Origin of the sequence: Duganella sp. LjRoot269, from assembly GCF_964254095.1 — a bacterium.
In the GTDB taxonomy this organism is placed as follows: Bacteria; Pseudomonadota; Gammaproteobacteria; order Burkholderiales; family Burkholderiaceae_D; genus Rugamonas; species Rugamonas hordei.
This window is the reverse complement of record NZ_CAXUSL020000001.1, coordinates 6,143,193-6,166,104: the sequence shown is the minus strand read 5'-3', so window position 1 is coordinate 6,166,104 and position 22,912 is coordinate 6,143,193. Positions and strand designations below refer to the sequence as shown.

General features: G+C 64.8%; 20 protein-coding genes. 14 read left to right on the top strand and 6 right to left on the bottom strand.

Going from position 1 to position 22,912, the window contains the following annotated elements; genetic code table 11:
* The first annotated feature begins 6 nt into the window (after positions 1-6).
* From ACSQ3S_RS27625 to ACSQ3S_RS27615, 3 genes are read left to right on the top strand one after another with little or no spacing between them, the layout of a single operon-like run.
* A complete protein-coding gene (locus ACSQ3S_RS27625; protein WP_176652810.1) occupies positions 7-576 on the top strand; it encodes a transcriptional regulator in 570 nt (189 codons plus the stop codon).
* Complete coding sequence (locus ACSQ3S_RS27620; protein ID WP_436144367.1) at positions 573-1,637, top strand: sensor histidine kinase; 1,065 nt, start codon at positions 573-575, stop codon at positions 1,635-1,637. The genes ACSQ3S_RS27625 and ACSQ3S_RS27620 overlap by 4 nt, the downstream gene beginning before the upstream one ends.
* A 4-nt stretch (positions 1,638-1,641) precedes the next feature.
* Positions 1,642-2,385: a LytR/AlgR family response regulator transcription factor gene (locus ACSQ3S_RS27615; protein WP_176652812.1), complete on the top strand. Its 744-nt coding sequence runs from the start codon at positions 1,642-1,644 to the stop codon at positions 2,383-2,385.
* Between the two features lie 10 nt (positions 2,386-2,395).
* Here ACSQ3S_RS27615 and ACSQ3S_RS27610 read toward each other — a convergent pair whose 3' ends face one another.
* The 3 genes from ACSQ3S_RS27610 to ACSQ3S_RS27600 form a co-directional block, all read right to left on the bottom strand.
* A complete protein-coding gene (locus ACSQ3S_RS27610) occupies positions 2,396-3,334 on the bottom strand; it encodes an alpha/beta fold hydrolase (protein ID WP_436144366.1) in 939 nt (312 codons plus the stop codon).
* 93 nt (positions 3,335-3,427) lie between these two features.
* Positions 3,428-3,610 carry a hypothetical protein gene (locus ACSQ3S_RS27605; protein WP_176652162.1) on the bottom strand — a complete coding sequence of 61 codons (183 nt, stop codon included), beginning with the start codon at positions 3,608-3,610 and terminating at the stop codon, positions 3,428-3,430.
* A gap of 56 nt (positions 3,611-3,666) precedes the next feature.
* The gene (locus ACSQ3S_RS27600) at positions 3,667-4,383 is read right to left on the bottom strand and encodes a TetR/AcrR family transcriptional regulator (protein ID WP_436144365.1); all 717 of its coding nucleotides are present in this window, start codon (positions 4,381-4,383) and stop codon (positions 3,667-3,669) included.
* Between the two features lie 133 nt (positions 4,384-4,516).
* Here ACSQ3S_RS27600 and ACSQ3S_RS27595 point away from each other — a divergent pair, with 133 nt between their 5' ends.
* The 3 genes from ACSQ3S_RS27595 (at position 4,517) to ACSQ3S_RS27585 (ending at position 8,828) form a co-directional block, all read left to right on the top strand.
* Positions 4,517-5,647, top strand: coding sequence for an HlyD family secretion protein (locus ACSQ3S_RS27595; protein ID WP_436144364.1), 1,131 nt, complete (start codon positions 4,517-4,519; stop codon positions 5,645-5,647).
* A gap of 9 nt (positions 5,648-5,656) precedes the next feature.
* On the top strand, positions 5,657-7,270 hold the full coding sequence (locus tag ACSQ3S_RS27590) for a DHA2 family efflux MFS transporter permease subunit (protein ID WP_436144363.1): 1,614 nt from the start codon (positions 5,657-5,659) through the stop codon (positions 7,268-7,270).
* A 76-nt stretch (positions 7,271-7,346) separates the two neighbouring features.
* Positions 7,347-8,828 carry an efflux transporter outer membrane subunit gene (locus tag ACSQ3S_RS27585; RefSeq protein WP_436144362.1) on the top strand — a complete coding sequence of 494 codons (1,482 nt, stop codon included), beginning with the start codon at positions 7,347-7,349 and terminating at the stop codon, positions 8,826-8,828.
* A 9-nt stretch (positions 8,829-8,837) separates the two neighbouring features.
* Here the strand turns inward: ACSQ3S_RS27585 and ACSQ3S_RS27580 are convergent, their stop codons facing one another.
* Positions 8,838-9,758 carry a LysR family transcriptional regulator gene (locus ACSQ3S_RS27580; RefSeq protein ID WP_436144361.1) on the bottom strand — a complete coding sequence of 307 codons (921 nt, stop codon included), beginning with the start codon at positions 9,756-9,758 and terminating at the stop codon, positions 8,838-8,840.
* A 106-nt stretch (positions 9,759-9,864) separates the two neighbouring features.
* Between ACSQ3S_RS27580 and ACSQ3S_RS27575 the strand changes: the two genes are divergently transcribed.
* The 7 genes from ACSQ3S_RS27575 (at position 9,865) to ACSQ3S_RS27545 (ending at position 18,139) form a co-directional block, all read left to right on the top strand.
* A complete protein-coding gene (locus ACSQ3S_RS27575; RefSeq protein WP_436144360.1) occupies positions 9,865-10,476 on the top strand; it encodes a short chain dehydrogenase in 612 nt (203 codons plus the stop codon).
* A complete protein-coding gene (locus ACSQ3S_RS27570) occupies positions 10,473-11,072 on the top strand; it encodes a short chain dehydrogenase (protein WP_436144359.1) in 600 nt (199 codons plus the stop codon). Before ACSQ3S_RS27575 ends, ACSQ3S_RS27570 begins: the two co-directional genes overlap by 4 nt.
* A 54-nt stretch (positions 11,073-11,126) precedes the next feature.
* Positions 11,127-12,827: a dipeptidyl-peptidase 3 family protein gene (locus ACSQ3S_RS27565; protein WP_436144358.1), complete on the top strand. Its 1,701-nt coding sequence runs from the start codon at positions 11,127-11,129 to the stop codon at positions 12,825-12,827.
* A 132-nt stretch (positions 12,828-12,959) separates the two neighbouring features.
* Positions 12,960-13,643, top strand: a complete 684-nt coding sequence (locus ACSQ3S_RS27560) for a hypothetical protein (RefSeq protein WP_353403286.1) — start codon at positions 12,960-12,962, stop codon at positions 13,641-13,643.
* A gap of 106 nt (positions 13,644-13,749) precedes the next feature.
* Positions 13,750-14,463 (top strand): BON domain-containing protein, encoded by a 714-nt coding sequence (locus ACSQ3S_RS27555; RefSeq protein WP_176652823.1) that lies wholly within the window; start codon positions 13,750-13,752, stop codon positions 14,461-14,463.
* A gap of 117 nt (positions 14,464-14,580) precedes the next feature.
* A complete protein-coding gene (locus tag ACSQ3S_RS27550) occupies positions 14,581-15,891 on the top strand; it encodes an MFS transporter (RefSeq protein ID WP_436144357.1) in 1,311 nt (436 codons plus the stop codon).
* A gap of 91 nt (positions 15,892-15,982) precedes the next feature.
* On the top strand, positions 15,983-18,139 hold the full coding sequence (locus ACSQ3S_RS27545) for a metallophosphoesterase (RefSeq protein ID WP_436144356.1): 2,157 nt from the start codon (positions 15,983-15,985) through the stop codon (positions 18,137-18,139).
* Positions 18,140-18,228: 89 nt separating this feature from the next.
* Here ACSQ3S_RS27545 and ACSQ3S_RS27540 read toward each other — a convergent pair whose 3' ends face one another.
* Together ACSQ3S_RS27540 and ACSQ3S_RS27535 are read right to left on the bottom strand one after the other, a co-directional pair.
* A complete protein-coding gene (locus ACSQ3S_RS27540) occupies positions 18,229-20,334 on the bottom strand; it encodes a prolyl oligopeptidase family serine peptidase (RefSeq protein ID WP_436144355.1) in 2,106 nt (701 codons plus the stop codon).
* Positions 20,335-20,405: 71 nt separating this feature from the next.
* Entirely contained in the window at positions 20,406-21,185 is a 780-nt protein-coding gene (locus tag ACSQ3S_RS27535; RefSeq protein WP_353403281.1) for a substrate-binding periplasmic protein, read from the bottom strand.
* 59 nt (positions 21,186-21,244) lie between these two features.
* Here ACSQ3S_RS27535 and ACSQ3S_RS27530 point away from each other — a divergent pair, with 59 nt between their 5' ends.
* On the top strand, positions 21,245-22,774 hold the full coding sequence (locus tag ACSQ3S_RS27530) for a tetratricopeptide repeat protein (RefSeq protein WP_436144354.1): 1,530 nt from the start codon (positions 21,245-21,247) through the stop codon (positions 22,772-22,774).
* The last annotated feature ends 138 nt before the right edge of the window (positions 22,775-22,912 follow it).

Sequence of the window (22,912 nt, the reverse complement as noted above, 5' to 3'; positions counted from 1 at the left end):
CGCCATATGAAACCCCTGCACGTGATCGCCACTGTGCTGACCGCGACCTCCCTGTGGGTCGTGGCGGCGGAATCGGTCGGAAAGCTGCCCTCCCCATGGTTTGTGTCGGGTGACCGCATCAGCTCTTACCAGGCTGGCATAGACAATGTGGAAACGGCCAGCGGCAGGGGGGCCAAGTTCTTGCGCTATACCCAGGGCGACGGCAAGGGTTTCGCAGCGCTGACCCAGGTCATCTCGGCCCAGCGCTATGTCGGCCAACGGGTACGCTTCCGCGCGAAAATCAAGACCCGTGGTGTGAGTAACTGGGCCGGCTTGTGGATGCAGGTACAGGCAAAACAGCGTCCCAACGCCGCCTTCTATAACAGCAGCGATCAGCCCATCAAAGGCGACGCCGATTGGCAGCTGCGCAGCGTCACGCTGGATGTGCCGGAAGATGGCGTCAGCATCGCCTTCGGCGTGATCAATTCCGGCAGCGGCCAGGTGTGGATAGATGAGCTGTCCTTTGAGGTGGTGAGCAGCGCCGTGCCGGCGGATGTGATGCCTCCCACCCATCTGCCGGAGCAGCCCACGCTATGACCGGCCTGCGTGCGTGGATGGGCGCCGACCCTGGCGGCGCCGCGCAGGCGGTGCGGCAGCATGCCGGGTGCTCGCCGCGCCAGCTGGGACTGAGCGTGGTGTTGGTCGGATTGACGTCGGCCCTGGCTTTCCAGCTGCGGGCCTACACTTGGCTGGCCCTGTTCGCGGCTTTGCTTGTGCCGCTGGGAGGCACTGCCGGGCTGTTGCTGCTGATGCAAAGCAGCTGGCCGGCGACACGGACATGGGGCGCAGTTTGGGCCAGCCTGATGGTGTTTGTGCCTGTCAGTGCGGTGTCGGCCGGCTGGATCTACGCGGCTTGCCTGTCGCAGATCGGAATCGATGTCCTCAACGAACGCCAGGTGATGGCGGCGGAAGCGGCGCTGATCATGCTGCTGCTTTTGCTGCCGCTCTGGATGTCGCAACATCATGCGCGCGCGTTGCGCCTGGCCCAATTGTCGCAGGCTGCCCTGGCTTCAGACCTGAAGGCGCTGCAGGCGCAGATTGAGCCTCACTTCCTGTACAACACGCTCGCCAATACGCGCTACCTGGTACGTCATCAGCCGGAACGGGCGGTCGAGATGCTCGACCACCTGATCGCCTATCTGCGCAGTGTCTTGCCTGATCTGCGCAGTCCTATGTCCACCCTGGGCCGCGAGTGCGAACTGGCTGGGCATTACCTCGAATTGATGGCGATACGCTATGGCGAGCGCCTGAGTGTTCAAGTCCATTGCGACAATGATGTGCAAGGCTTGACGTTGCCGCCGCTGATGCTGATGCCTCTGGTGGAAAACGCCGTCCAGCACGGCGTGGAGCCGCATGCGGGGCCGGTGACGGTTGCGGTGTCCGCGCAGCGCACCCAGGACCGCGTGCAGGTTATGGTTCGGGACAACGGTGCAGGCGTCGGCAACGCCGTGCTGGGAAGCGGCGTGGGCCTGCGCAATGTCAGGCAACGCCTGGACGCGTTGTATGGGCCCGCCGCCAATCTGCGCCTGAGCATGGGGGCGGATGGTTGGACCACCGCGGAGTTGACACTGCCGTTTTCATTAACCAGTTCCAGTTAAAAACATGACTATCGTCTCCCCGCGCATCCTGATTGCTGACGACGAGCCGCTGTTGCACGCTGAATTGCGGGCCGCCCTGGCCTCCTTATGGCCAGAGGCGGTATTGGTAGGCGTAGCCACCGACGGCGCGCAGGCGTTGCGGCTGGCCCGCGAGCTGGAGCCCGATGTCGCCTTCCTGGACATTCGTATGCCGGGATTGAGCGGCCTCGAAGTGGCCCGCGCATTTGGTTCGCGCACGCATGTGGTTTTTGTGACGGCGTACCAGGAGCATGCGCTTGCCGCATTCGACGAGGGCGCGGTGGACTATGTGCTGAAGCCCATTGATCCGGTGCGCCTGACACGGGCGATCGAGCGCTTGCGTGCCCGGCTGGGAACGCCGCCGCCTGACCTGGCGCGCCTGGTTCAGCAACTGGCGCCGAAGAAGCCTCCGGCCTGGCTTCAGGCCAGCGTTGGCAACACGATCCACTTCATCGATCTGAACGATGTGATCTATTTTGAATCCGAGTTCAAATACACCCGGCTGGTCAGCGACCAGATGGAAGCTCACATCCGCACGCCGCTCAAGGAGTTGGCGGAGCAACTGGAGGAGGCGGGGTTCTGGCAGATACATCGCGGCTATCTGGTCGCGGTCAAGCGCATCGAGGCGGTGAACCGGGATGCCGACGGGGCGCTGTGGCTAAGCCTGCGCGGTCATGCATCCCGCCTGCCCGTGAGTCAGCGATTCCAGCATCGCTTCAAGGGGATGTAGGAGCGGATCCTCAAGGATGCGCGGCGAGGAAGGCCAGCATGCGCTGGTTGAAGATCGCCGTCTGTTCCATCTGCGGCAGGTGGCCGGACTGGTCGATCTCGACGTATTCGGCGGCGGGAATCGCGCGCCGGATGTGGGCCGATTGCGCCACCGGTATCGTCGGATCCTGCTTGCCCCAGATTAGCTGCACCGGCAGGCCTGCCTTGGCGATGGTGGCGTACATGGCGTCGAAATCGACCTGCGCCAGCTGCATCCGCGACCGGTACAGCGCGCGGCCGAAGCCGCGGAACGCCATCTGCGGCCGATAGCGGTCGGCCCAGCCGGGGAACTGCTCCGGGTGCAGGAAGTCGGTGGCCTGGTTGTCGGCCATGGTCGGCACGGCGGCGACCTGGAACAGATAGGGGCCGAGCAGCGGCACTTGCAGCTGCCACGGGATGGTCGGCCGCGCGTTCGATGGATCGACCAGGGTCAGCGTGCGGATCCGCTGCGGATGCGTGGACGCGTAGTGCGCCGTGACGAAGCCGCCGAACGAAAGGCCGAACAGGTCCACCTGCCCGCTCACTTGCAGCGCCTTGAGCAGGTCGTCGATCTGCTGGTCGTAGAAGGTGCCGTCGTAGGCGGCGTCGGGACGGTCGGACAGGCCGCGCCCATACAGGTCGTAGCGGATCACGCGGTAGCCCGCCTCGTTGAGCGCCTTGAAGGTCGGGTCCCAGATGTAGGAAGGCACCGAGAAGCCGTGCACCAGCAGCGCGACGCGGCCGTTGGCGGGACCGGCGGCTTCGTAGTGCGTGACGCCGCCGCTCAGCGCGACGAAGGCGCCGCGCGCGCCCGCGCTGTTGCGGGCCTGGTCGTCAAGCGTGAGTGTTTCGGGATTTTTATAGCGGTAATAACCGGCGGCGCCGCCTCCGGCAAGCACGATCACGATCAACAGCCAGCGTAGCAGTTTCATAGCAGTCCGACATCAAGTTGGCAGACCGCCATCGTCTCATATTTCAGCACTACGGATCAGCTCGTGTCCAAATGTCGGCACTGACCCCGGGGCTTAGTTGACGGTGAAGAGGGTGGGGATTTCGATGCCGCCACTGCGCGCGGCTTCGGCGTAGGCTTGCAGCTGCTGGATTACCGCGTCCAGCTGTTCCTGGCCCGGGTTGGCCTGAAAGTTCTTGATGCGCTCGTTCATCAGCGTTATCTGCTTGCTCCAGTCCAGTCGATTCGTTTTGCTCATGTGCGCTCCGTGTTCGAAAAATCCAGTATAGAGCAAATGGCAAACTTGCACAGCATCTAACGAAGCACGCCGCGCAGGAACAGGTCCAGCCCTTCCTTCGCCTGCGCCCGCAACTCTTCGCTCGACCGCGTTTGCTCGGTCGGGAACAGCAGCCGCGTGATGATGTCGCCCATGATGCAGTTGATCAGGAATATCGGCAGCGTGTCGACCGGCAGGTCGCTGCGCAACTGGGCGCGGATGTCGGGGCGGGCGAAGAAGCGGCCCAGCTCCTCGCGCGTGCGCTGCGGGCCGGCCTTGAAGAAGGTCTCGGCCAGCTCCGGCGTGGTGCGCGCCTCGGCCACCACCATGCGGTGCAGGCTGCAGAAGGCCGGCATCGAGATCAGCTCGAGGAAGCGCAGCGAGAAGTCGCTGAGGATGTCCTGCAGCGGCCGGGTGTCGGTTTCCATGTTGTCCATGCCTGCGAAGAAGTGCTCGCGGCCGTTGGTGATGACGGCGTTCAGCAAACCGGACTTGCCGCCGAACTTGACGTAGATCGTGCGCACCGCCACGTGCGCCTCGCGGGCGATCATCTCCAGACTGACCTTGCTGTAGCCCTTTTCCAGGAACAGCGTGGCGGCCGTGTGCAGCAATGCCTGCCGGCGGGCTTCCTTGTCGGCCGCGCGCGGGCGGCCGGCGGCCTTGCCGTAGCAGGGCGAGTCGGGGGAGTCGTTGGCGGCGCCTTCAGGACAGTCTTGCTCCTGCAGGGCGGCGGCGTTGGCGGCGGTGATCTTCATGGTTGCTTATGGTAATGGATGCTGACATCGTAGTCCAAAATAAAATGAAATGCAATCGTTTCATTTCTTGACTTTGCCGAAAAACCGGCCAATAATGCACTTCTTCCATTTCATTTCTCTTTTGGAGCCGCACATGTCCACCCAGCACAACCAAGAACAGAAAGTGCTCAGCGCCGTTCCCGCCGCCCAGACCGCTCCGGTGGCGCCGGCCGCCCCGGCAGCGCCGGCCAAGTCCAACCGCCGCGTGCTGGTGATCGCCGCGATCATCGCGCTGGCCGCACTGGCAGCCGGTGGCCGCATGTGGTATCGCAGCCATTATTTCGTCGAGACCGAGAACGCCTATGTGGCCGGCCACGTGCATCCGGTGTCGGCGCGCATCTCCGGCGTGGTCACCAAGGTGCTGATCGACGATAACCAGATCGTCAAGGAAGGCGATGTCATCGCCGAACTGGATCCATTCGACCAGCACGTCAAGGTGGAGCAGATCCAGGCGCAGATCGCCAGCGCCGAGCAGCAGGTGCTGCAGTCGGACGCGCAGATCGCCCAGGTGCAGGCCCAGGCCAGCGGCGCCGCCGCCCAGGTGGCGCAGTCGGAAGCGCAGCTGGTGCGCGCCAAACAGGACGCCGAACGTTACGGCCAGCTGTATAACAGCCAGATGAAAGCCGTGTCGAAAGCGGAACTGGACGCCGCCGTCGCCGGCCGCGCCAGCGCCGTGGCCGATCTGGCCGCGCGCAAGGACAGCGCCACCGCCGCCAAGGCCCAGATCAACGCCGCCCGTTCGGCGCGCGACGTGCTCAAGGCGCAGGTGAGCGTGCTGCGCGTGCAGCTGAAGGACGCCGAGCAGCAGCTGGCCTACAACAAGATCCTGGCGCCGGTCGGCGGCCGTATCGGCAAGCGCACCATCGAAGTGGGCCAGCGCGTGACGGCCGGCCAGCAACTGACCGCCATCGTGCAGGAAAACGTCTGGCTGACCGCCAACTTCAAGGAAACCCAGCTGGCCGGCCTGAAGCCGGGCCAGGAAGTCAAAGTCACCATCGACGCGATTCCGGGCCGTGAACTGATCGGCAACGTGGACAGCTTCGCCCCGGCCTCGGGCGCCCAGTTCGCGCTGCTGCCGGCCGATAACGCCACCGGCAACTTCACCAAGATCGTCCAGCGCGTGCCGGTCAAGATCACCTTCAAGCCGGAAGACGTGAAAGCGTTGAGCGGTCGCCTGGTGCCGGGCATGTCGGCGATCGCCGAAGTGGCGATCAACCAGCACTAAGGACGCGCCATGGCTAGCACCACAATCGATACGCCTGCCGCCGGGAAGCCTTTCGTGCCCGCCGTGCCGGGCGAGAAGGTCTCCGGCCGCACCTGGATGGCGGTGGCCGCCGGCATGCTGGGCGCCTTCATGGCGGTGCTCGACATCCAGATCACCAACTCGTCGCTGAAGGACATCCTCGGCACCCTGTCGGCCACGCAGGAAGAGGGCTCGTGGATCGCCACCGCCTACCTGGTGGCCGAGATCATCGTCATTCCGATGACCGGCCTGCTGTCGCGCGTGTTCGGCGTCCGTGCCTACATGATGGGCACCACCGCGCTGTTCCTCGGCTTCTCGACCCTGTGCGGTTTCGCCTGGAACCTGCCGAGCATGATCGCCTTCCGCATGCTGCAGGGCTTTACCGGCGGCGCGCTGATTCCGATGGCGATGACCTTGGTGATGACCCAGCTGCCGCCGTCCAAGCGCGCGGCCGGCATGGCCATCTTCGGCCTGACGGCGACGCTGGCGCCGTCGATGGGCCCGACCTTCGGCGGCTATCTGAGCGAGCTGTATGGCTGGCCGTCTATCTTCTACATCAACTGGGTGCCCGGCCTGCTGCTGATCGGCGGCATCGCCGTCGGCCTGGACAAGGAAAAGCGTCAGCTCAACCTGCTGCTCAACGCCGACTGGCTGGGCATCGCCTTCATGGCCGTGGGCCTGGGCAGCCTGACGGTGTTTCTCGAAGAGGGCAACAGCAAGGACTGGTTCGATTCATCGTTCATCATCACCTTCGCGGCGCTGGCCATCATCGGCCTGCTGGGCTGGGTGGTCACCAGCGCCATGCGCGCCCAGCCCTTCGTCAACCTGGGACTGTACGGCCGCCGCAACTTCTTCGCGGCCACCGCGCTGTCGATGGCGATGGGCATGGGCCTGTACGGCTCGGCTTTCCTGCTGCCGCTGTACCTGGGCCAGATCGCCGGCTACTCGCCGATGCAGATCGGTGAAGTGATCATGTGGGCCGGTCTGCCGCAGCTGTTCATCATGCCTTTCGTGGCCAAGCTGTCGTCGAAGATCGACAACCGCATCCTGTGCACCTTCGGCCTGCTGCTGTTCGGCGGCTCCTGCCTGATGAACGCCTACATGGACGCTTCCACCGGCTACGACCAGCTGCTGCTGTCGCAGGTGGTGCGCGCGCTGGGCCAGCCGTTCGTCATGCTGACCTTGTCGAACTTCGCGATGAACGGCATCGAGCCCAAGGACATGCCGTCGGCATCAAGCCTGATCAACATGACCCGCAACCTGGGCGGTTCGATCGGCATCGCGCTGCTGGCCACCGCGCTGACTTCGCGCGAGCACTTCCACTCGCAGCGCATCGGCGAATCGGTGACCGGCTTCGCGGCGGCCACGCAGGAACGCCTGGCGGCGCTGACGCAATCCTTCATGAGCAAGGGCTTCGATGCGACCAGCGCGTCCGACATGGCGCTGAAGGCGGTCGACGGCATCGTGCGGCGCGAGGCGTATGTGATGGCTTACAACGACGGCTTCTTCCTGGTCGCGGCGGTGCTGTTCGGCTGCATCGGCGTGCTGTGGTTCTCGGATAAAGTCAAAGCCCCTTCGTCGGGCGGTGGCGGCGGCGCGCACTAACCATAACTGCAAACCGTCATTCCCGCTTTCGCGGGAATGACGAGGGGTGATAACTAATTTTAAGTGAGGTAACACCATGTTGAATTCAGCTTTGAAGCGCCTGACGCTCGCTGTCTCCGTTACGCTGGCCATCAGCGGCTGCGCCACCGTCGGCAGCGATTTCTCCGCGCCGAAAAACGTCGCCGATGCGTCGTTCCGCCATCTGCCGCAAGCCGGCGCCAGCGAGGCACACTTGCCCGCCCAGTGGTGGACCGTATTCAACGACGATACGCTGAACCGTCTCGAACAGACCGCGCTGCGCGACAACCCGAACGTGAAGGCTGCGGCGCAGCGGCTGGTGCAGGCGCTGGAGCAGGCCGGCGTGTCGCGTGCCAACCAGCAGCCGTCGCTGAGCGTCAGCACCTCGGTGTCGAACTCGCGCACCTCGGCCGAAACGTCGCAGGGCCTGGCGCTGGGCGGGCGTTCGATCAAGGGTAACAACTACGCGGTCGGCGCCTCGATGTCGTACGAACTCGATCTGCTGGGCCGCGTGCGCCGCCTGGTCGAAGCGTCGGACGCTCAGGCGCTGGTGGCCGAAGCGGACCGTGACGGCGTGCTGTTGCTGCTGTCGTCGCAGCTGGCGACCACCTACTGGCAGCTGCGCGGCCTGGACGCCGAGATGGCGATCCTGAACGGCGCGCTCGACACCCGCCGCGAAACCGAGGAGCTGGTGACGGCGCGTTTCAACGCCGGCCTGTCGAATGAACTGGACGTGTCGCGCGCGCGCATCGAGCGCGCCAACGCGCAAGCTGACCTGCATGAAGTGCAGCGTCAGCGCAACCTGCTCGAGCACAGCCTGGCGACCCTGGTCGGCGCCTCGCCGTCGGCGATGCTGACTGCGGCCAAGGCCGATCCGGCCGTGCTGCCGCTGCCGCCGGCGATTCCTGTCGGCCTGCCGGCCAGCCTGCTGGCGCAACGCCCGGACCTGGCGGGCAGCGTGGCCAACCTGCGCGCGGCCAATGCGCAGATCGGCGTGGCCGAAGGCGCGTTTTACCCGTCGCTGACGCTGACCTCCAACTTCGGCTATGCGTCGGAGAGTTTGCGCGAGCTGGGCAAGGGCGGTTCGCGCCAGTTCAGCGTCGGCCCCTTGGCGCTGTCGCTGCCGATCTTCGACGGCGGCCGCAACAAGGCCAACCTGGCGATCTCGAAGGCGCGCTATGAAGAGGCGATCGCCAACCACGAGACCAAGCTGCTGACGGCGCTGCGTGAAGTGGAAGACGCGCTGTCGGACGTGCAGGAACGCCAGCTGCAGGGCGAGGCTCAGCAAGCCTCGCAAGCGGCGGCGGCGCGCGGCTACCTGGTGGCGCGTGCGCGCTACGAGCGCGGCGTGTCGACCTATCTCGACGTGACCGATGCGCAGCGCAGCGCGCTGGCGGCCGACCGCGCGGCGGTGCAGATCAACACCCAGCGCCTGCTGGCGGCGGTGTCGGTGGCGCGCGCGTTGGGCGCTGGCTGGCAGCCGAGCGCACAACTGGCGACGGTGGCGCAGAACGGCGCCATCAAGCCGCTGGCCAACTGACGTTACCCTTTACGCGGATGAGGCCAGCGGCAACCCTGCCGCTGGCCCGAAGCGTTCCACCACGAAGTCGATGAAGGTGGTCAGCTTGGGCGTGGCCCGCCGGTCGCGCGGGTAGACCAGGTTCATCGGACGCGCCGGTGGCAGGTGGCCGCACAGGATGGGCACCAGCCGTCCGGCGGCAATGTCCTGCGCCAGCAGCACTTCGGCCTGCATCACAATGCCAAAATCCTTGAGCGCAGCCATGCGCAAAGCCTGTCCGCTGTTGGTGCGGAAGCGGCTGGCCGGCAGTTCGCGTTTGCCGCGCACGTCATGCACCGACTGCAGGCGCCAGCGCACGCCCACCGCGCCGACCATGAAATCCAGGCATTCGTGTCCGGCCAGGTCGTCTGGCGTTTGCGGCGTACCATGCCGCGCCAGATACGCCGGCGAGGCGCAGATCGCCATCGCGTAGTTGAACAGCGGACGCGCGATCATGCCGGAGTCGTCCAGCGCGCCGATGCGCACGGCGGCGTCGTAGCCTTCCTCCACCATGTCGACCATGCGGTCGTTGAGACTGAGATCCACGCTCACTTCCGGGTGCAGGCGCAGGTAGTCGGTGATCGCCGGCGCCAGCCACTCGCTGCCGAAGGAGAAGGGCGCGGTGATGCGTATCCGTCCGCGCGGCACGCTGCGCATCGCCTCGGCGCCGGTTTCGGCGGCGGCGATCTGCGCCAGGATGGCGCGGCATTGTTCGACGTACTGGGCGCCGATCTCGGTCAGACTCTGGCGGCGCGTGGTGCGCGTCAGCAGGCGCGCGCCCAGCGTGGCCTCCAGGTGGGCGATGTGCTTGCCGATCATCACCGGCGACAGCTGGAAGGCGCTGGCGGCGGCTGTGAAATTGCCGGCGTCGACGACGGCGACGAAGATCTCCATGCTGCGCAGCTTGTTCATGTTATTGCTAAGTATGAGTTAGTAATGATCTTCATCTTAGCTCATTTATTCCTTTGGTGTTGAGGTGGATACTGACGTTCATCCCATCACTCACAAGGAGAACATCATGAAAGTAGTCGTTATTGGCGCAGCGGGCACGGTTGGCAAGGCGGTTGTGGAGCAACTGGGGCAGCGGCATGAGATCGTCACCGTCGGCTCCAGCAGTGGGCAGTATCAGGTCGACATCGCGGATATCGCGCAGGTACGGGCTTTGTTTGCGCAGATCGGCCGCGTCGATGCGGTGGTGGTGGCTGCGGGCGCTCTGCATTTCGCGCCATTGGCCGGCTTCACGCCGGAGCAGTTTTATGTGGGCCTGAACAGCAAGTTGATGGGTCAGGTCAATGTGGCGCTGGTGGCGCAGGAATACCTTAACGACGGCGGCTCGATCACGCTGACCAGCGGCATCGTGGCCGATGAGCCTATCCGCAACGGCGTCAGCGCCACCATGGTCAATTCTGCGATCGAAGGCTTTGCGCGCGGCGCGGCGATCGAGCTGCCGCGCGGCTTGCGCATCAATGTCGTCAGCCCGACGGTGCTGGAAGAATCGATGGGCAGCTATGGTCCGTTCTTCATCGGCTTCGAGCCGGTGCCGGCGCGCCGCGCGGCGCTGTCTTATGCGCGCAGCGTTGACGGTGCGCAGACTGGCCAGGTATATCGCGCGTGGGGAGCCGCGGCGTGAAGGTGGTCGTTGTCGGCGGGAGCGGGACCATCGGCCGGGCCGTTGTCGAGCAACTGGGGCAGCGGCATGAGGTCGTGACGGTCGGTGCGCGCGGCGGACAGTATCAGGTCGATATCGAGGACATCGCGCAGGTACGGGCGTTGTTTGAAAAGGTCGGCCGCGTCGATGCGGTGGTGGTGGCGGCGGGGGCTTTGCATGTGGGGCCGCTTGCCGGGCTGACGCCGGCGCATTTTCACGTGGGCCTGAACGGCAAGCTGATGGGGCAGGTCAACGTGGCGCTGGTCGCGCAGGAGTTTCTCAGCGATGGTGGCTCGATCACGCTGACCAGCGGTGTCGATACCGAGCATCCGATACGGGGCGCGGTGGCGGCTTCCACCGCCAATGCGGCGGTGCAGGGATTCGTGCGGGCGGCCGCGATCGAGCTGCCGCGCGGCTTGCGCATCAATGCCGTCAGCCCGACGGTGCTGCAGGAGTCGGCGCATCTGTTCGGCGACCTGTTCACCGGCTTCGAGCCGATCGAGGGCAGCCGCGCCGCCTTGTCCTACGCCCGCAGCGTCGATGGCGCTGAAACGGGTCGGATATACAGGGCCTGGTGAGGCACGCGGGGGCGGTGATCGTATAATGTGGGCCTCACTCTACCCGAGGATCCAATGAAAAAAATACTGCTCCCTCTGGCCCTGGCAGCCGCCTGCGCCTCCGCTTTCGCCGCGCCCGCGAGCGTGGCCGATCTGGACAAGATGACCAAGCGGTTCGCGCCGATCGCGCTGACCGCCGACACCAGCAAACTCTCCGCTGGCGACAAGAAGGCCATCGCCAAGCTGATCGAGGCGGCCAAGATCATCGACGTGCTGCAGCTGCGCCAGCGCTGGTCCGGCAACGAGGCCCTGTGGGCCGCGCTGCAAAAAGACCAGACCCCGCTGGGTAAGGCGCGCCTGAACTACTTCTGGCTCAACAAGGGCCCGTGGTCGATCCTGGACGACCATCGAAGCTTCCTGCCCGCCGAAGTGTCGGGCATCGCCGTGCCGGCCAAGAAGCCCGAAGCCGGCAATTTCTATCCTGAAGGCGTCAGCAAGCAGGCGCTGGAAACCTGGATGAACGCCTTGCCGGCAATTGACAAAGAGCAGGCGCAATGGTTCTTCACCACCATCCGCAAAAACGCCGACGGCCAGTTCAAGACCGTCAAATACTCCGACGAATACAAGCCGGAACTGGAGAAGGCCGCCGCGCTGTTGAAGCAGGCCGCCGCCGAAACCGACAACGCCTCGCTGAAGAAATTCCTGGAACTGCGCGCCGATGCCTTCCTGAGCAACGACTACCTGGCCTCCGACTTTGCCTGGATGGATCTGGACGCGCCGGTCGACATCACCATCGGCCCATACGAAACCTACAACGACGAGCTGTTCGGCTACAAGGCCGCGTTTGAAGCCTACGTCAACATCCGCGACCAGAAGGAAACGCAGAAGCTGGACTTCTTCGCCAAGCACATGCAGGAGCTGGAAGACAACCTGCCGCTGGATGCGCAATACCGCAATCCGAAAGTCGGCGCGCTGGCGCCGATGGTGGTGGTCAACCAGGTGTATGGCGCCGGCGACGGCAACATGGGCGTGCAGACGGCCGCCTACAACCTGCCGAACGACGAGCGCATCATCAGCCAGCGCGGCTCCAAGCGCGTGATGTTGAAGAATGTGCAGCAGGCCAAATTCAAGTCCACGCTGACGCCGATCTCCAAACTGGTGCTCAAGCCGGCCGATCAGAAAGACGTCGATTTCGATTCCTTCTTCACCCACATCCTGGCGCACGAAATCACGCACGGCCTGGGTCCGCACATCACCAAAAACTACGGCGCCGAATCGACGCCGCGCCAGGACCTGAAGGAAGCCTATTCGACCATCGAGGAAGCCAAGGCCGACATCACCGGCCTGTACGCGCTGGGCTACATGATGGACAAGGGGCAGCTGGCCGGCACGCTGGGGCAGGGCGCCGCCGCCGAGCGCAAGCTGTACACCACCTTCCTGGCATCGGCCTTCCGCACCCTGCACTTCGGCCTGACCGATTCGCACGCGCGCGGGATGGCGATCCAGATGAACTACATCCTCGACAAGGGAGGTTTCATCTCGCACGGCGACGGCACCTTCGCGGTGGATTTCAAGAAGATCAAGCAGGCCGTGATCGACCTGGACCGCGAGTTCCTGACCATCGAAGCCACCGGCGACTACGCCCGGGCCAAGGACATGATGGCCAGGTATGTGGTGATCCGTCCGGACGTGCAAAAAGCGCTGGATAAAATGAAAACAGTTCCGAACGACATCCGCCCGGAATTCAAGACCGCCAATACGCTGCTGGGCAAGTAAGCATACCGGGGGCCGCAGTGGCCCCCGTTTCAAAACTTCAACGATTCAACTTTTTCTACGTATTAATTTAGTGTTGTAGAACCTTCCATAAGGCAATTTTTATTGCCGTCAGCATGCTACAGTTTGATCACCATGATCAAGCGCACCTTATTCCTCCTGCTGCTCCTGTCATCCAGCCTCGCGTCGGCCGCCCAGCTGACCGAGATGGAAACCCGCTGGCTCAGCGCCGGTTCCGCCGTGCTGGCCTACGCCAAGCAGGAACTCAAGCTGCCGATCGATATCACCGTGCAACCGCAGGCGCGCGCCAACGACGTGCCGCTGGCGCTGGGCTTCCAGGACGGCCGCTGCAAGCTGGTGCTGTCGATGCGCGGCAATCCGAATGCGGAAGACATCCTGTCCTCGGTGCCTGCCGCGCAGCAGCCGCTGATGATCGAGGCGATGGTCGCCCACGAGATCGGCCATTGCTGGCGTTACGCGCAAGGCATCTGGCACGTGCTGCCGGCCGGTTTCGAGGAAAGCGCTCCCGCGGCGCCGGATGCGACGCAGGAGCAGTTGCAGGCGCTGCGCGTAACCCGCCGCGAGGAGGGCTTCGCCGACCTGGTCGCGCTGGCCTGGATCCAGCAGCGCCACCCGGCGCAGTACGGCGACGTCGCCGCGTGGATGGCCAAGGTGCGCCAGCCGTCGCCGGCCACCCGCTCGCACAGCACGCTGGCCTGGCTGCAGCTGGCGCCCACCGGCGCCGCGTTTGCCGGCGACCTGCCCCTGTTCGAACAAGCCGGAAAACTGTGGCGCCAGGGCCTGCTGCGCGACGAATAAACCACACCGCAGGCAATTGCCGAACAGTGTACGTTTGCGCACAGAGTATCCGCGCGGCCCGGCGTTTAATGTGTTCCTAGCCAACCACCACAAAAAGGGACACATCATGAACAAGTTACTCTTCTTCGTCATGGCCACCGCGGCCAGCGCCAGCTTCGCCGCCACCACCCCGAATAACGACACGGTGGCGTACAAGGCCGCGACCAAACAGGCTGAAATCGACTATAAATCCGCCAAGGCCGCTTGCGATGGACAATCGGGCAACGCCAAGGATATCTGCGTCGAACAGGCCAAGGTGACCCGCGCCAACGCCGAGGCGACCGCCGCGATGCAGTACAAGAACGATAAGAAATCCATCCAGAAAGCCCAGACCGAAGTGGCCGACGCCAACTACAGCCTGGCCAAGGCCAAGTGCTCGCCGCTAACCGGCGCCGACAAGGATAGCTGCCAGAGCACCGCCAAGTCGATGCACGTGGCCGCCATCAACGACGCCAAGGCCGGCAAGCAAATGGCCGACGTCGCCCAGACCGGCATCGATTGCAGCACGCTGACCGGCACCGACAAGGCTTCCTGCGAAACCAAGCAGAAAAGCGCCATGGCCAAGGACACCGTCGCCGATTCCGTGATCACCACCAAGGTCAAGACCGAACTGCTGGCCGAGCCGGCGCTGAAGTCGCTGGACGTGCATGTGGAAACCACCAACGGCACCGTGATGCTGAGCGGCTTCGTGCCGTCGCAGGCTGAAGTGGACAAGGCGGTCGATGTGGCCCGCAACGTCAAGGGCGTGAACAAGGTGCAAAGCTCGCTGCGCATCAAGTAAGCCGTCTTTCCGGGCCGCCTCCCAGCGGCCCATTATTTTCCTTGTATTCATGATGATCATAATGTAAAGTGGCGACATAGCGTGCCTTCCTGCACGCATCGCCATCGTGAGGACATCATGTTAGCCCTGAGCTTATCCAACTGGCTGCACAAGCGCGGCCTGCACTTTTCGTGGGTGATCGTCGCCATCACCTTCCTGACCGCCTTGACCTCGTCGGCCGCGCTGGGCCTGCCGGGCGCGCTGCTGCAACCGTTGTCGAAGGAATTCGGCTGGGACGTCGAGCAGATCTCGTCTGCGCTGGCCGTGCGCTTCGTGCTGTTCGGCCTGATGGGGCCGTTTGCCGCCATCCTGATGGAGCGCTTCGGCCTGCGCAACGTCGTCGTCACCGCGCTGACCCTGGTGGCGGCCGGCCTGGCGCTGGCCACGCAGATGACCCAGTTCTGGCACCTAGTGCTGTTCTGGGGCATCATGCTGGGCATCGGTTCCGGCATGACCGCGCTGGTGCTCAGCGCCGTCGTCTCCACCCGCTGGTTCGACACCCATCGCGGCCTGGTGGTCGGCGTGCTGACGGCCAGCTCGGCCACCGGCCAGCTGATCTTCCTGCCGGTCGGCGCCTGGCTGATCGAGCACTTCGGCTGGCGCATGGCGGTGATCCCGGTGTTCGCCGCCTGCGCCATCGTCGCCGTGCTGGTGTTCCTGCTGATGCGCAACCGTCCGAACGAGGTCGGCCTGACGCCGTATGGCGCCGCGCCCGGCACTCCGGTAGCCCCGATCGCGCCGCCGATGAAAGTGACTTTCGCCACGCCGTTCAAGGTGCTGGCCGGCGTCGCCAACAACCGCGTGTTCTGGATACTGTTCGGCACCTTCTTCATCTGCGGCCTCAGCACCAACGGCCTGATCCAGACCCACTTCATCTCGCTGTGCGGCGACGCCGGCCTGTCGGCCGTGCCGGCCGCCTCGGTGCTGGCGATGATGGGCGCGTTCGACCTGGTCGGCACCATCGCCTCGGGCTGGCTGTCGGACCGCTACGACAACCGCAAGCTGCTGTTCATGTACTACGGCCTGCGCGGCTTGTCGCTGTTCTGGCTGCCGTATTCGGAATTCACCTTGTACGGCCTGTCGCTGTTCGCCATGTTCTACGGACTGGACTGGATCGCCACCGTGCCGCCGACGGTGCGCCTGGCGGGCGCCACCTTCGGCAAGGAGAAGGCCGGCATGGTGTTTGGCTGGGTGTTCGCCGGCCACCAGCTGGGCGCCGCCGTGGCCGCGTACGGCGCCGGCCGCGTACGCACCCTGATGCTGACCTACAACCCGGCGCTGTTTGCCGCCGGCGCCGCCTGCCTGGTGGCCGCCGGCATCATCCTGCTGATACGCAAGCCGGCGGTCGCTGTGGCGACAAGCACCGCCGCCCCGGCCAAGGCGGCATAAAAGGAAACTGGAAGCGCTACCAAAATGTAATCAGGCTGTCACGTGTCGGTGCAACAATGCGCTCGACCTTAACAGCCTGATGGAGTTTTGTATGCGCTTAGCCTTCCCCGGCGGCCCGCTGATCGCGGCCGCCGCCATGACCTCGCTGCTGGCCGCCTGCGGCAGCGACGGCGTGCCGATCACCGAGACCAATCCCGGCAACGGCTACAACTCGACCGCCGTCGCCTTCATGAGCGACGTCCACTTCGAGAACATCTACGGCGACCTGAAGAACCCCAACTTCGCCGGCATCCCGACCAAGGACGGCAAGAACGCCACCATCCGCACCATGTATGCCGAGCTGACCTCGACCCGGCTGTTCAACGAAAACTACTTCGCCTTCCGCGCCGCGCTGGACGACGCCTTCAGCAAGAACATCCGCCTGGTCGCGCTGCCGGGCGACATTTCCGACGACGCCCAGCCGATCAACATCGACGGCATAGCCGACATCCTGCACGAATACCAGGGCAAGGGCATGCGCTTCTTCATCGCCCCCGGCAACCACGATCCGAACGAGCCGTTCGACGATGACGAAGCCGGCAAGAACGACTTCCTGACCCGGGACGGCAAGGAGCAGAAAATCTACGCCACCGGCGCCGCCGCCTGCAAGACCAAGGACCCGGCCGTGATCTGCACCAACCAGCTGATGGAGCAGGGCTACGAAAAGCTGCTGACCAAGCTGGGCGACTTCGGCTACACGCCGAACCAGAACGACATCTACTGGGAAACCCCGTTCACCAAATACGCCGACGGCAAGTACAGCTACAGCGCCGCCGTCGCCGCCGCCGACCTGGGCAAGCGCCAATTCGAGATCTGCGCCGAAGGCGAGGGCGGCAGCTACAAGGCCGCCGGCGAAGCCAAGCTGGGCAAGGCCTACACCCGCTGCGGCAACATCATCGACGCCAGCTACCTGGTCGAGCCGGTCAAGGGCATCTGGCTGCTGGCGCTGGACGCCAACGTCCACATTCCGAACGCCAAGTTCGATCCGTCCAATCCGACCTCCTTCAAGGGCTATGACGGCGCCGGTGACGCGGGCTGGAACAAGGTGCTGACGCACAAGATCCACCAGATGGAATGGATCAAGTCGGTGACCGAGCGCGCCAAGGCGCAGGGCAAGCAGCTGATGGCCTTCTCGCACTATCCGACGATGGACTTCTACGCCAACCAGACCAGCGCCATGAAGGCCGTCTTCAAGTCCGGCGCGTTCCAGATCACGCGCATGCCGGACGCTGCCACCACCGCCGCGCTGGCCGCCACCGGCCTGCCGCTGCACATGGGCGGCCACATGCACTTCAACGGCACCAACGACTACAAGGATGCCGCCGGCAACTACCTGGTCAACGTGCAGTCGCCGTCGCTGGCCGTGTTCGGCGCCGCCTACAAGATCGTCAGCTACCAGAGCAAGGACCAGATCGACGTGCAGACGGTGGCGTTGAACAGCGTCCCGCGCTACAACGAGCTGTTCCCGCTGTACCAGACCGAGTACGACTACCTGCAGGGCAGCGTGCTGGCAAGCGATGTCGCCAAGCGCTGGAACCGCGGCATCCTCGACACCAGGTCGTATGGCGAATTCACCCGCACCTACTTCGGCGAACTGTCGCGCCTGCGCTTCATGGGCGACTACTGGCCGTGCGAAATGAAGGAAGCGGCGATGTCGCTGGACGCGCGCCAGATGCTGATACTGTCGCAGCTGCAGACCAGGGTCACGCTGGCGCAGCTGAAGGACAATCCCGGCGTGCTGCCGATCACGGCCGCCTGCGCCGCCAAGGGCGCGGTCGCCGACGGCGGCGTCGCCGCCAGCCAGCTGACCGCCGACTGGGCCGCGGCCACCGCCAAGGCCGAGCAGCTGGCCGCCGCCGCCAACCTCAAGCTGGCCGACTTCGCCAAGATCAGCGCCTACGAGTTTTACGGCGACTTCCACCGCACGGTGTACGCCGGCGAGCTGGCGCTGCGCGACATGGGCGCCGAGCGCGTGGCGCAGTACAAGGTGTTGATGGCGGCGTTCCCTGCGTCGCCTGCCGCCATCGCCAGGATCGGCGATCAGCCGTCGGACCAGAACCCGGTGCACGTGCTGTTCCAGAACCAGTTCAAGCAGGTGTTCGCAATCCTGAAGGGCCTGGGTTCGGGCAAGCCGAGCGACCACTTCACGATCGACCTGAAAGCTAAGACGCTGAGCAACGCCAGCAGCAGCGGGCTCAGCTTCAACTAAGGGGAGGGGGCGTCAGCTCATCGCCATCAGCGCGATGCTGACGCCCACGCCGGCCAGCACCAGTTTGCGATCATCATACAGTCTCCCTTTTATTTTAAATATTTCGCCAGCCAGCCGTGCACTTCGCTGTAGAAGTAGCGGCTGTTGTCGCCCTTCAAAATCCAGTGGTTCTCGTCCGGGAACACCAGCAGCTTGGCCGGCACGTTCAGGCGGTGCTGGGTCGCGTAATTCATCAGCGCATTGTTGGCCGGCACGCGGTAGTCCAGCTCGCCGACCGAGATCAGGATGGGCGTGGTGAAGCCCGTGCCTTTTGCATGATTCCCCGCCTGCATCACCGGGCTTTGTTCGCGCCACACCGCCTGCTCGCCCCATACCGGGCCACCGCTGTTGACTTCGCGGCCGTGGATGCTGTCGCTGCTGCCCCATTGCATCACCAGGTCCATCTCGCCCGCGTGCGACACGATGGCCTTGTAGCGCGTGGTGGTGGCCTGCAGCCAGTTGGCCAGGTGGCCGCCGTAGCTGGCGCCGCCGGCCGCCAGCCTGCCGCCGTCGATGTAGCTGTATTTCCTGACTGCCTCGTCGACCGCCTCGTTGACCTCGTCCCCCGGCCCCTTCAGCGGATCGCCCTGGATCGCGCGCGCGAATTCCTCGCCGTAGCCGGTCGAGCCCTTGTAGTCGGTCAGCAGCACCACGTAGCCAGGCTGCGCCAGCAGGTGGTAGTTCCAGCGGATGACGAACTGGTCGCGCCACATATTGGCCGCGCCGCCGTGGATCACCGCGAACAGCGGATATTTTTTCGCCGGGTCGAAGCCGGCCGGCTTGACGATCATGTTGTGGATCATGCGGCCGTCCCTGGCCTTGAACCAGAAGTGCTCCGGCGCCTGCCAGTCGATGGCTGCCGCGCGCTCTGTGTTGAACGAGGTCAGCCGCTTGGGCGCGCCGTTGCCGAAGGCGTACACCTCCGGCGGATTGATCGACGACTCCCACACTCCGACCATGGCCTTGCCGCCGGACGCCAGCGAACCGATGCTGCCGGTCGGCGGCGAAGCCTCGTCGCGCAGGTCGCCGCCGGCGTAGTTGATCGAATGCAGCTGCTCCAGGCCGGCGTGCTCGAAGCTGAACACGACCCGGCCGGTGCCGTTCGGCAGCACGTAGCGCGAGATCGAGCGGTCCAGCGCGGCCGTCAATATCTTCGGCGCCGGGTTGGCCAGCGGCCAGGCAAAGCTGGCCAGGCGCGTGACGTCATAGACCTTGCCTTCTTCCTCCGCCTCGGTCAGGCTGAACAAGGTCTTGCCGTCGGCGCTGAAGCGCAGGCTGTGATAGCTGTGCTTGTCCCGGGTGAGCTGTTGCGGCTCGCCGCCGGCCGTGGCCACGCTGAAGATCTGCGTGTAGCCGGATGCGCGCGCCGCCTCGTCGCGGTTGGTCGAGGCCGAGAACAGCACCGACTTGCCGTCCGGCGCCCACAGCGCTTCCAGCGACTGCCCCTCGTCGCCCTGGCCGCCGCCGAAGCCCGGCATCGCCGCCAGTTGGCTGCCGGCCAGCAGGTCGCGCGGCTTGGCGCCGGCGTCCGCATCCATGACGAACAGCCGCACCTTCTTGTCGTCCAGCCACTTGTCGAAGAAGCGGGGCGGGAAGGTTTCGTAGGCGCGGGCCGTGTACTTGCGGTCCTTGCGCTCCTTGGCGGTTTTCTTGACGTCTTCCTCGCTGGTGTTGCCGGGGAAGATATCGCTGACGAACAGCAGCTGCTTGCCGTCCGGGCTGAAGCGCGGCGAACGCGCGCCCAGGGTCAGCGTGGTCAGGCGCTGGGCCTCGCCGCCGGCCGCCACGTCGATGCGGTAGATCTGGCCGGCATCGTCGCCATCGCGCTTGGCCACGAACACCAGTTGCCTGCTGTCCGGCGACCAGTTGGCGGCGCTTTCGCCGCCCTTGCTGAAGGTCAGGCGGCGCGGCGGGGTATCGTCGGTCAGCGACTTGATCCACAGGTCCGACCACTGCTCCTTGCTGTCGTAGGCCGGCTCGGTGACGGCGAACACCGCCCACTTGCCGTCCGGGCTGGGCAGCGGCGCGCCGACGCGCTTGGCCAGCCACACGTCTTCGTGGGTGATCGCATGTTTGGCTGGCGGAGCGTCGGCAGCGGCGGCGCCGAGGCTGGCCGACATCAGCAGGGCAAGTAGGGCGAGGCGTGGCATGGTCATGGCGAGTGTGCTTGAAAATCGGTGAAGCAACGATAGTGGCCAAAACCGACGTTGCTGTCAATCAAGCTTATTCAGTCGCCGTTGCCGTTCCACTTCTTCAGCAGCCGCGCCAGTTCGCCGGTTTTTTCCATCTGCTCCAGCGCCCGCTGCACGCGCGCCGCCACCGCCGGATCGACATGCGTCCCCATCGCCATGTAGACGTTGGTGGTGTACATCACATGCGGCAGTATCCTGACCTGGCCGGCCATGCCGGCCCGCGCCAGAAAGCCTTGCAGGTCGGGGCCGCGGTGCAGGAAGAAGCGGCCCCGTCCGGCGATCAGCTTCTGCAGGTTCATGGCCGGGTTGGTCGCGCTGGAATTGATGCGCAAGCCGCCGAACTGCTCCAGCATCTCGGCGGTGGAATAGCCGCGGTTGACCAGCACCACGCCCTGCGCGCCCAGCTTGCGCACATCGTCCCAGCCGTTGATCACCACCTTGTCGTTGATCCGCGCCAGCAACATGTACTGCAGGGGAAACAGCGGCAGGTCCAGGTACAGGTATTGGCGCTCGCGTTCGGCGGTGCGCTGTACCGCGCACAGCGCGTCGTGCTGGTGATTGGCCAGCTCCGAATGCGCGCGCACCAACGGCAGCCATTGCTGGTCGCCGACGAAGATCAGCCCGGGGTCGATGCGTTCTATGGTGCGGAACAAATCCACGCAGTAGCCGACGATGCGATCCTTGCCGGCGGCGATGAACTTGGGCTCGGTGCCTTCCTGCGCGGCCACGCGCAAGGTCACCTGCGTCGCGTGCGCCGGCGAGCCCAGCAGCGTACAAGCCAGCATGACCAGCCAGAACGGCCTCAGCAATTTCATTTCACCCCTTGCGTGTTGGTTGCCTATATACTTGTATTTTTATCATGGAAAGTATATCAGTGCGCAAACTACTCACCGTTATTCTATGTTGCGTGGTGGGCCTGAGCCAGGCCGCATCCAATTTCAGCTTTGATGTCGCCCCGGGGCAACACGGCGTCGGCCTGCGCGTGGTGGAGCAATATGATTATGCCCGCTCCTACCTCGGCAAATACGATGTCGTCACCGGCAAGCCGGTCAGTGGCGAGACCGCGCGCCCCATGCAGACGGTGATCTGGTATCCGGCCGCCAAGTCCGGCAAGCCGGTCAGCTACGGCGAGTACTTCCGCCTGGCCGCCAGCGAGGAACGCTTCGGCCGCGGCGACGCCGTCATCAACGCCGAACTGGCCACCAGGCTGAACGGCACGCCCGGCGGCAAGGAACACGCCGGCGAGGAAATGGCGCGCCGCATGTGGGCCGTGCGCGACGCCAAGCCGGCGTCCGGCAAGTTTCCGGTGGTGATCTATGCGCCCAGCTTCGGCGCCCATTCCTATGAGAACGCCGACCTGTGCGAATACCTGGCCAGCCACGGCTATGTCGTCATCGCCAGCCCCAGCATGGGCGCGCATGGCCGCTCCATGACCGACGACGTCGAAGGCATCGAAGCGCAGGCGGCCGACATCGCCTTCCTGATCGGCTATGCGCATACGCTGCCGCAGGCGGACACCGGCAATATCGCGGTGGCCGGCTACAGCTGGGGCGGTATCTCGAACGTGTTCGTGGCCGCGCGCGACAACCGCGTCAAGGCGCTGGTCAACCTCGACGGCTCGGTGCGCTACTGGCCCGAGCGGATCCAGGAGGCCAAGTACGTGCAGCCGTCGCGCCTGACGGTGCCGATGCTGTTCCTGGCCGCGCGCCCGCGTTCGCTGGAAGACCTGGCCAAGCGCGGCAAGCCGGTCACCAGCTTCCTCAACGAGATGAAGTATTCCGACGTGCGCATCGTCACGCTGCCGGCGATGGAGCACTTTGCTTTCTCCTCGGACGCGCTGCGCTTCATGCCGTCCAGCTCCTACAGCGAGTACAGCGCGGCCGAGGTGAGCCAGTCGCACAGCTGGATGGCGCGCTACGTGCTGCAATACCTGGACGCCTATTTGAAGCAGCAGCCATCGGCCAAGACCTTTCTCGACAACGAGCCGAAGAAGAACGGGGTGCCGGACCATTTGCTGACGGTGAGCAAAACGCTGTCGACCGGAGCGCCGCCGACGATGGAAATGCTGGCGCATGAATCGGCGAAGAGCGGCTTTGCCGACGTCCAGCAGGTCTACGAAGGCTTGCGCAAGGCAGACCCGAAATTCGAGCTGTCCGAATCGGATATGAACAACTGGGGCTACGGGCTGATGCGCGCCGGCGACACGCAGGGCGCGATCGCCGTCCTGAAGCTCGTGACGGTGCTGCATCCGGACAGCGGCAATGCCTACGACAGCCTGGCCGAAGCCTACGAGACGGCGCAGGACAAGGCGCAGGCGATCGAGCACTACCGGCGCTCGCTGAAGCTCGATCCGAAGAACGACAATGCGGTACAGCATCTGAAGTTGCTGAGCGCGCCGCTGTAGCACTGTCGGCGAACTTGACAGTCATCCGCGCGCCGTCCGTCCGGCGCGCGCTAATCATCTGATTTCAAAGGAAAGGCAGAGCACGGCACGATAAATGCGTTACACCGCCGGTGCCCGCCATTGCGCGGGCTGGTGTAT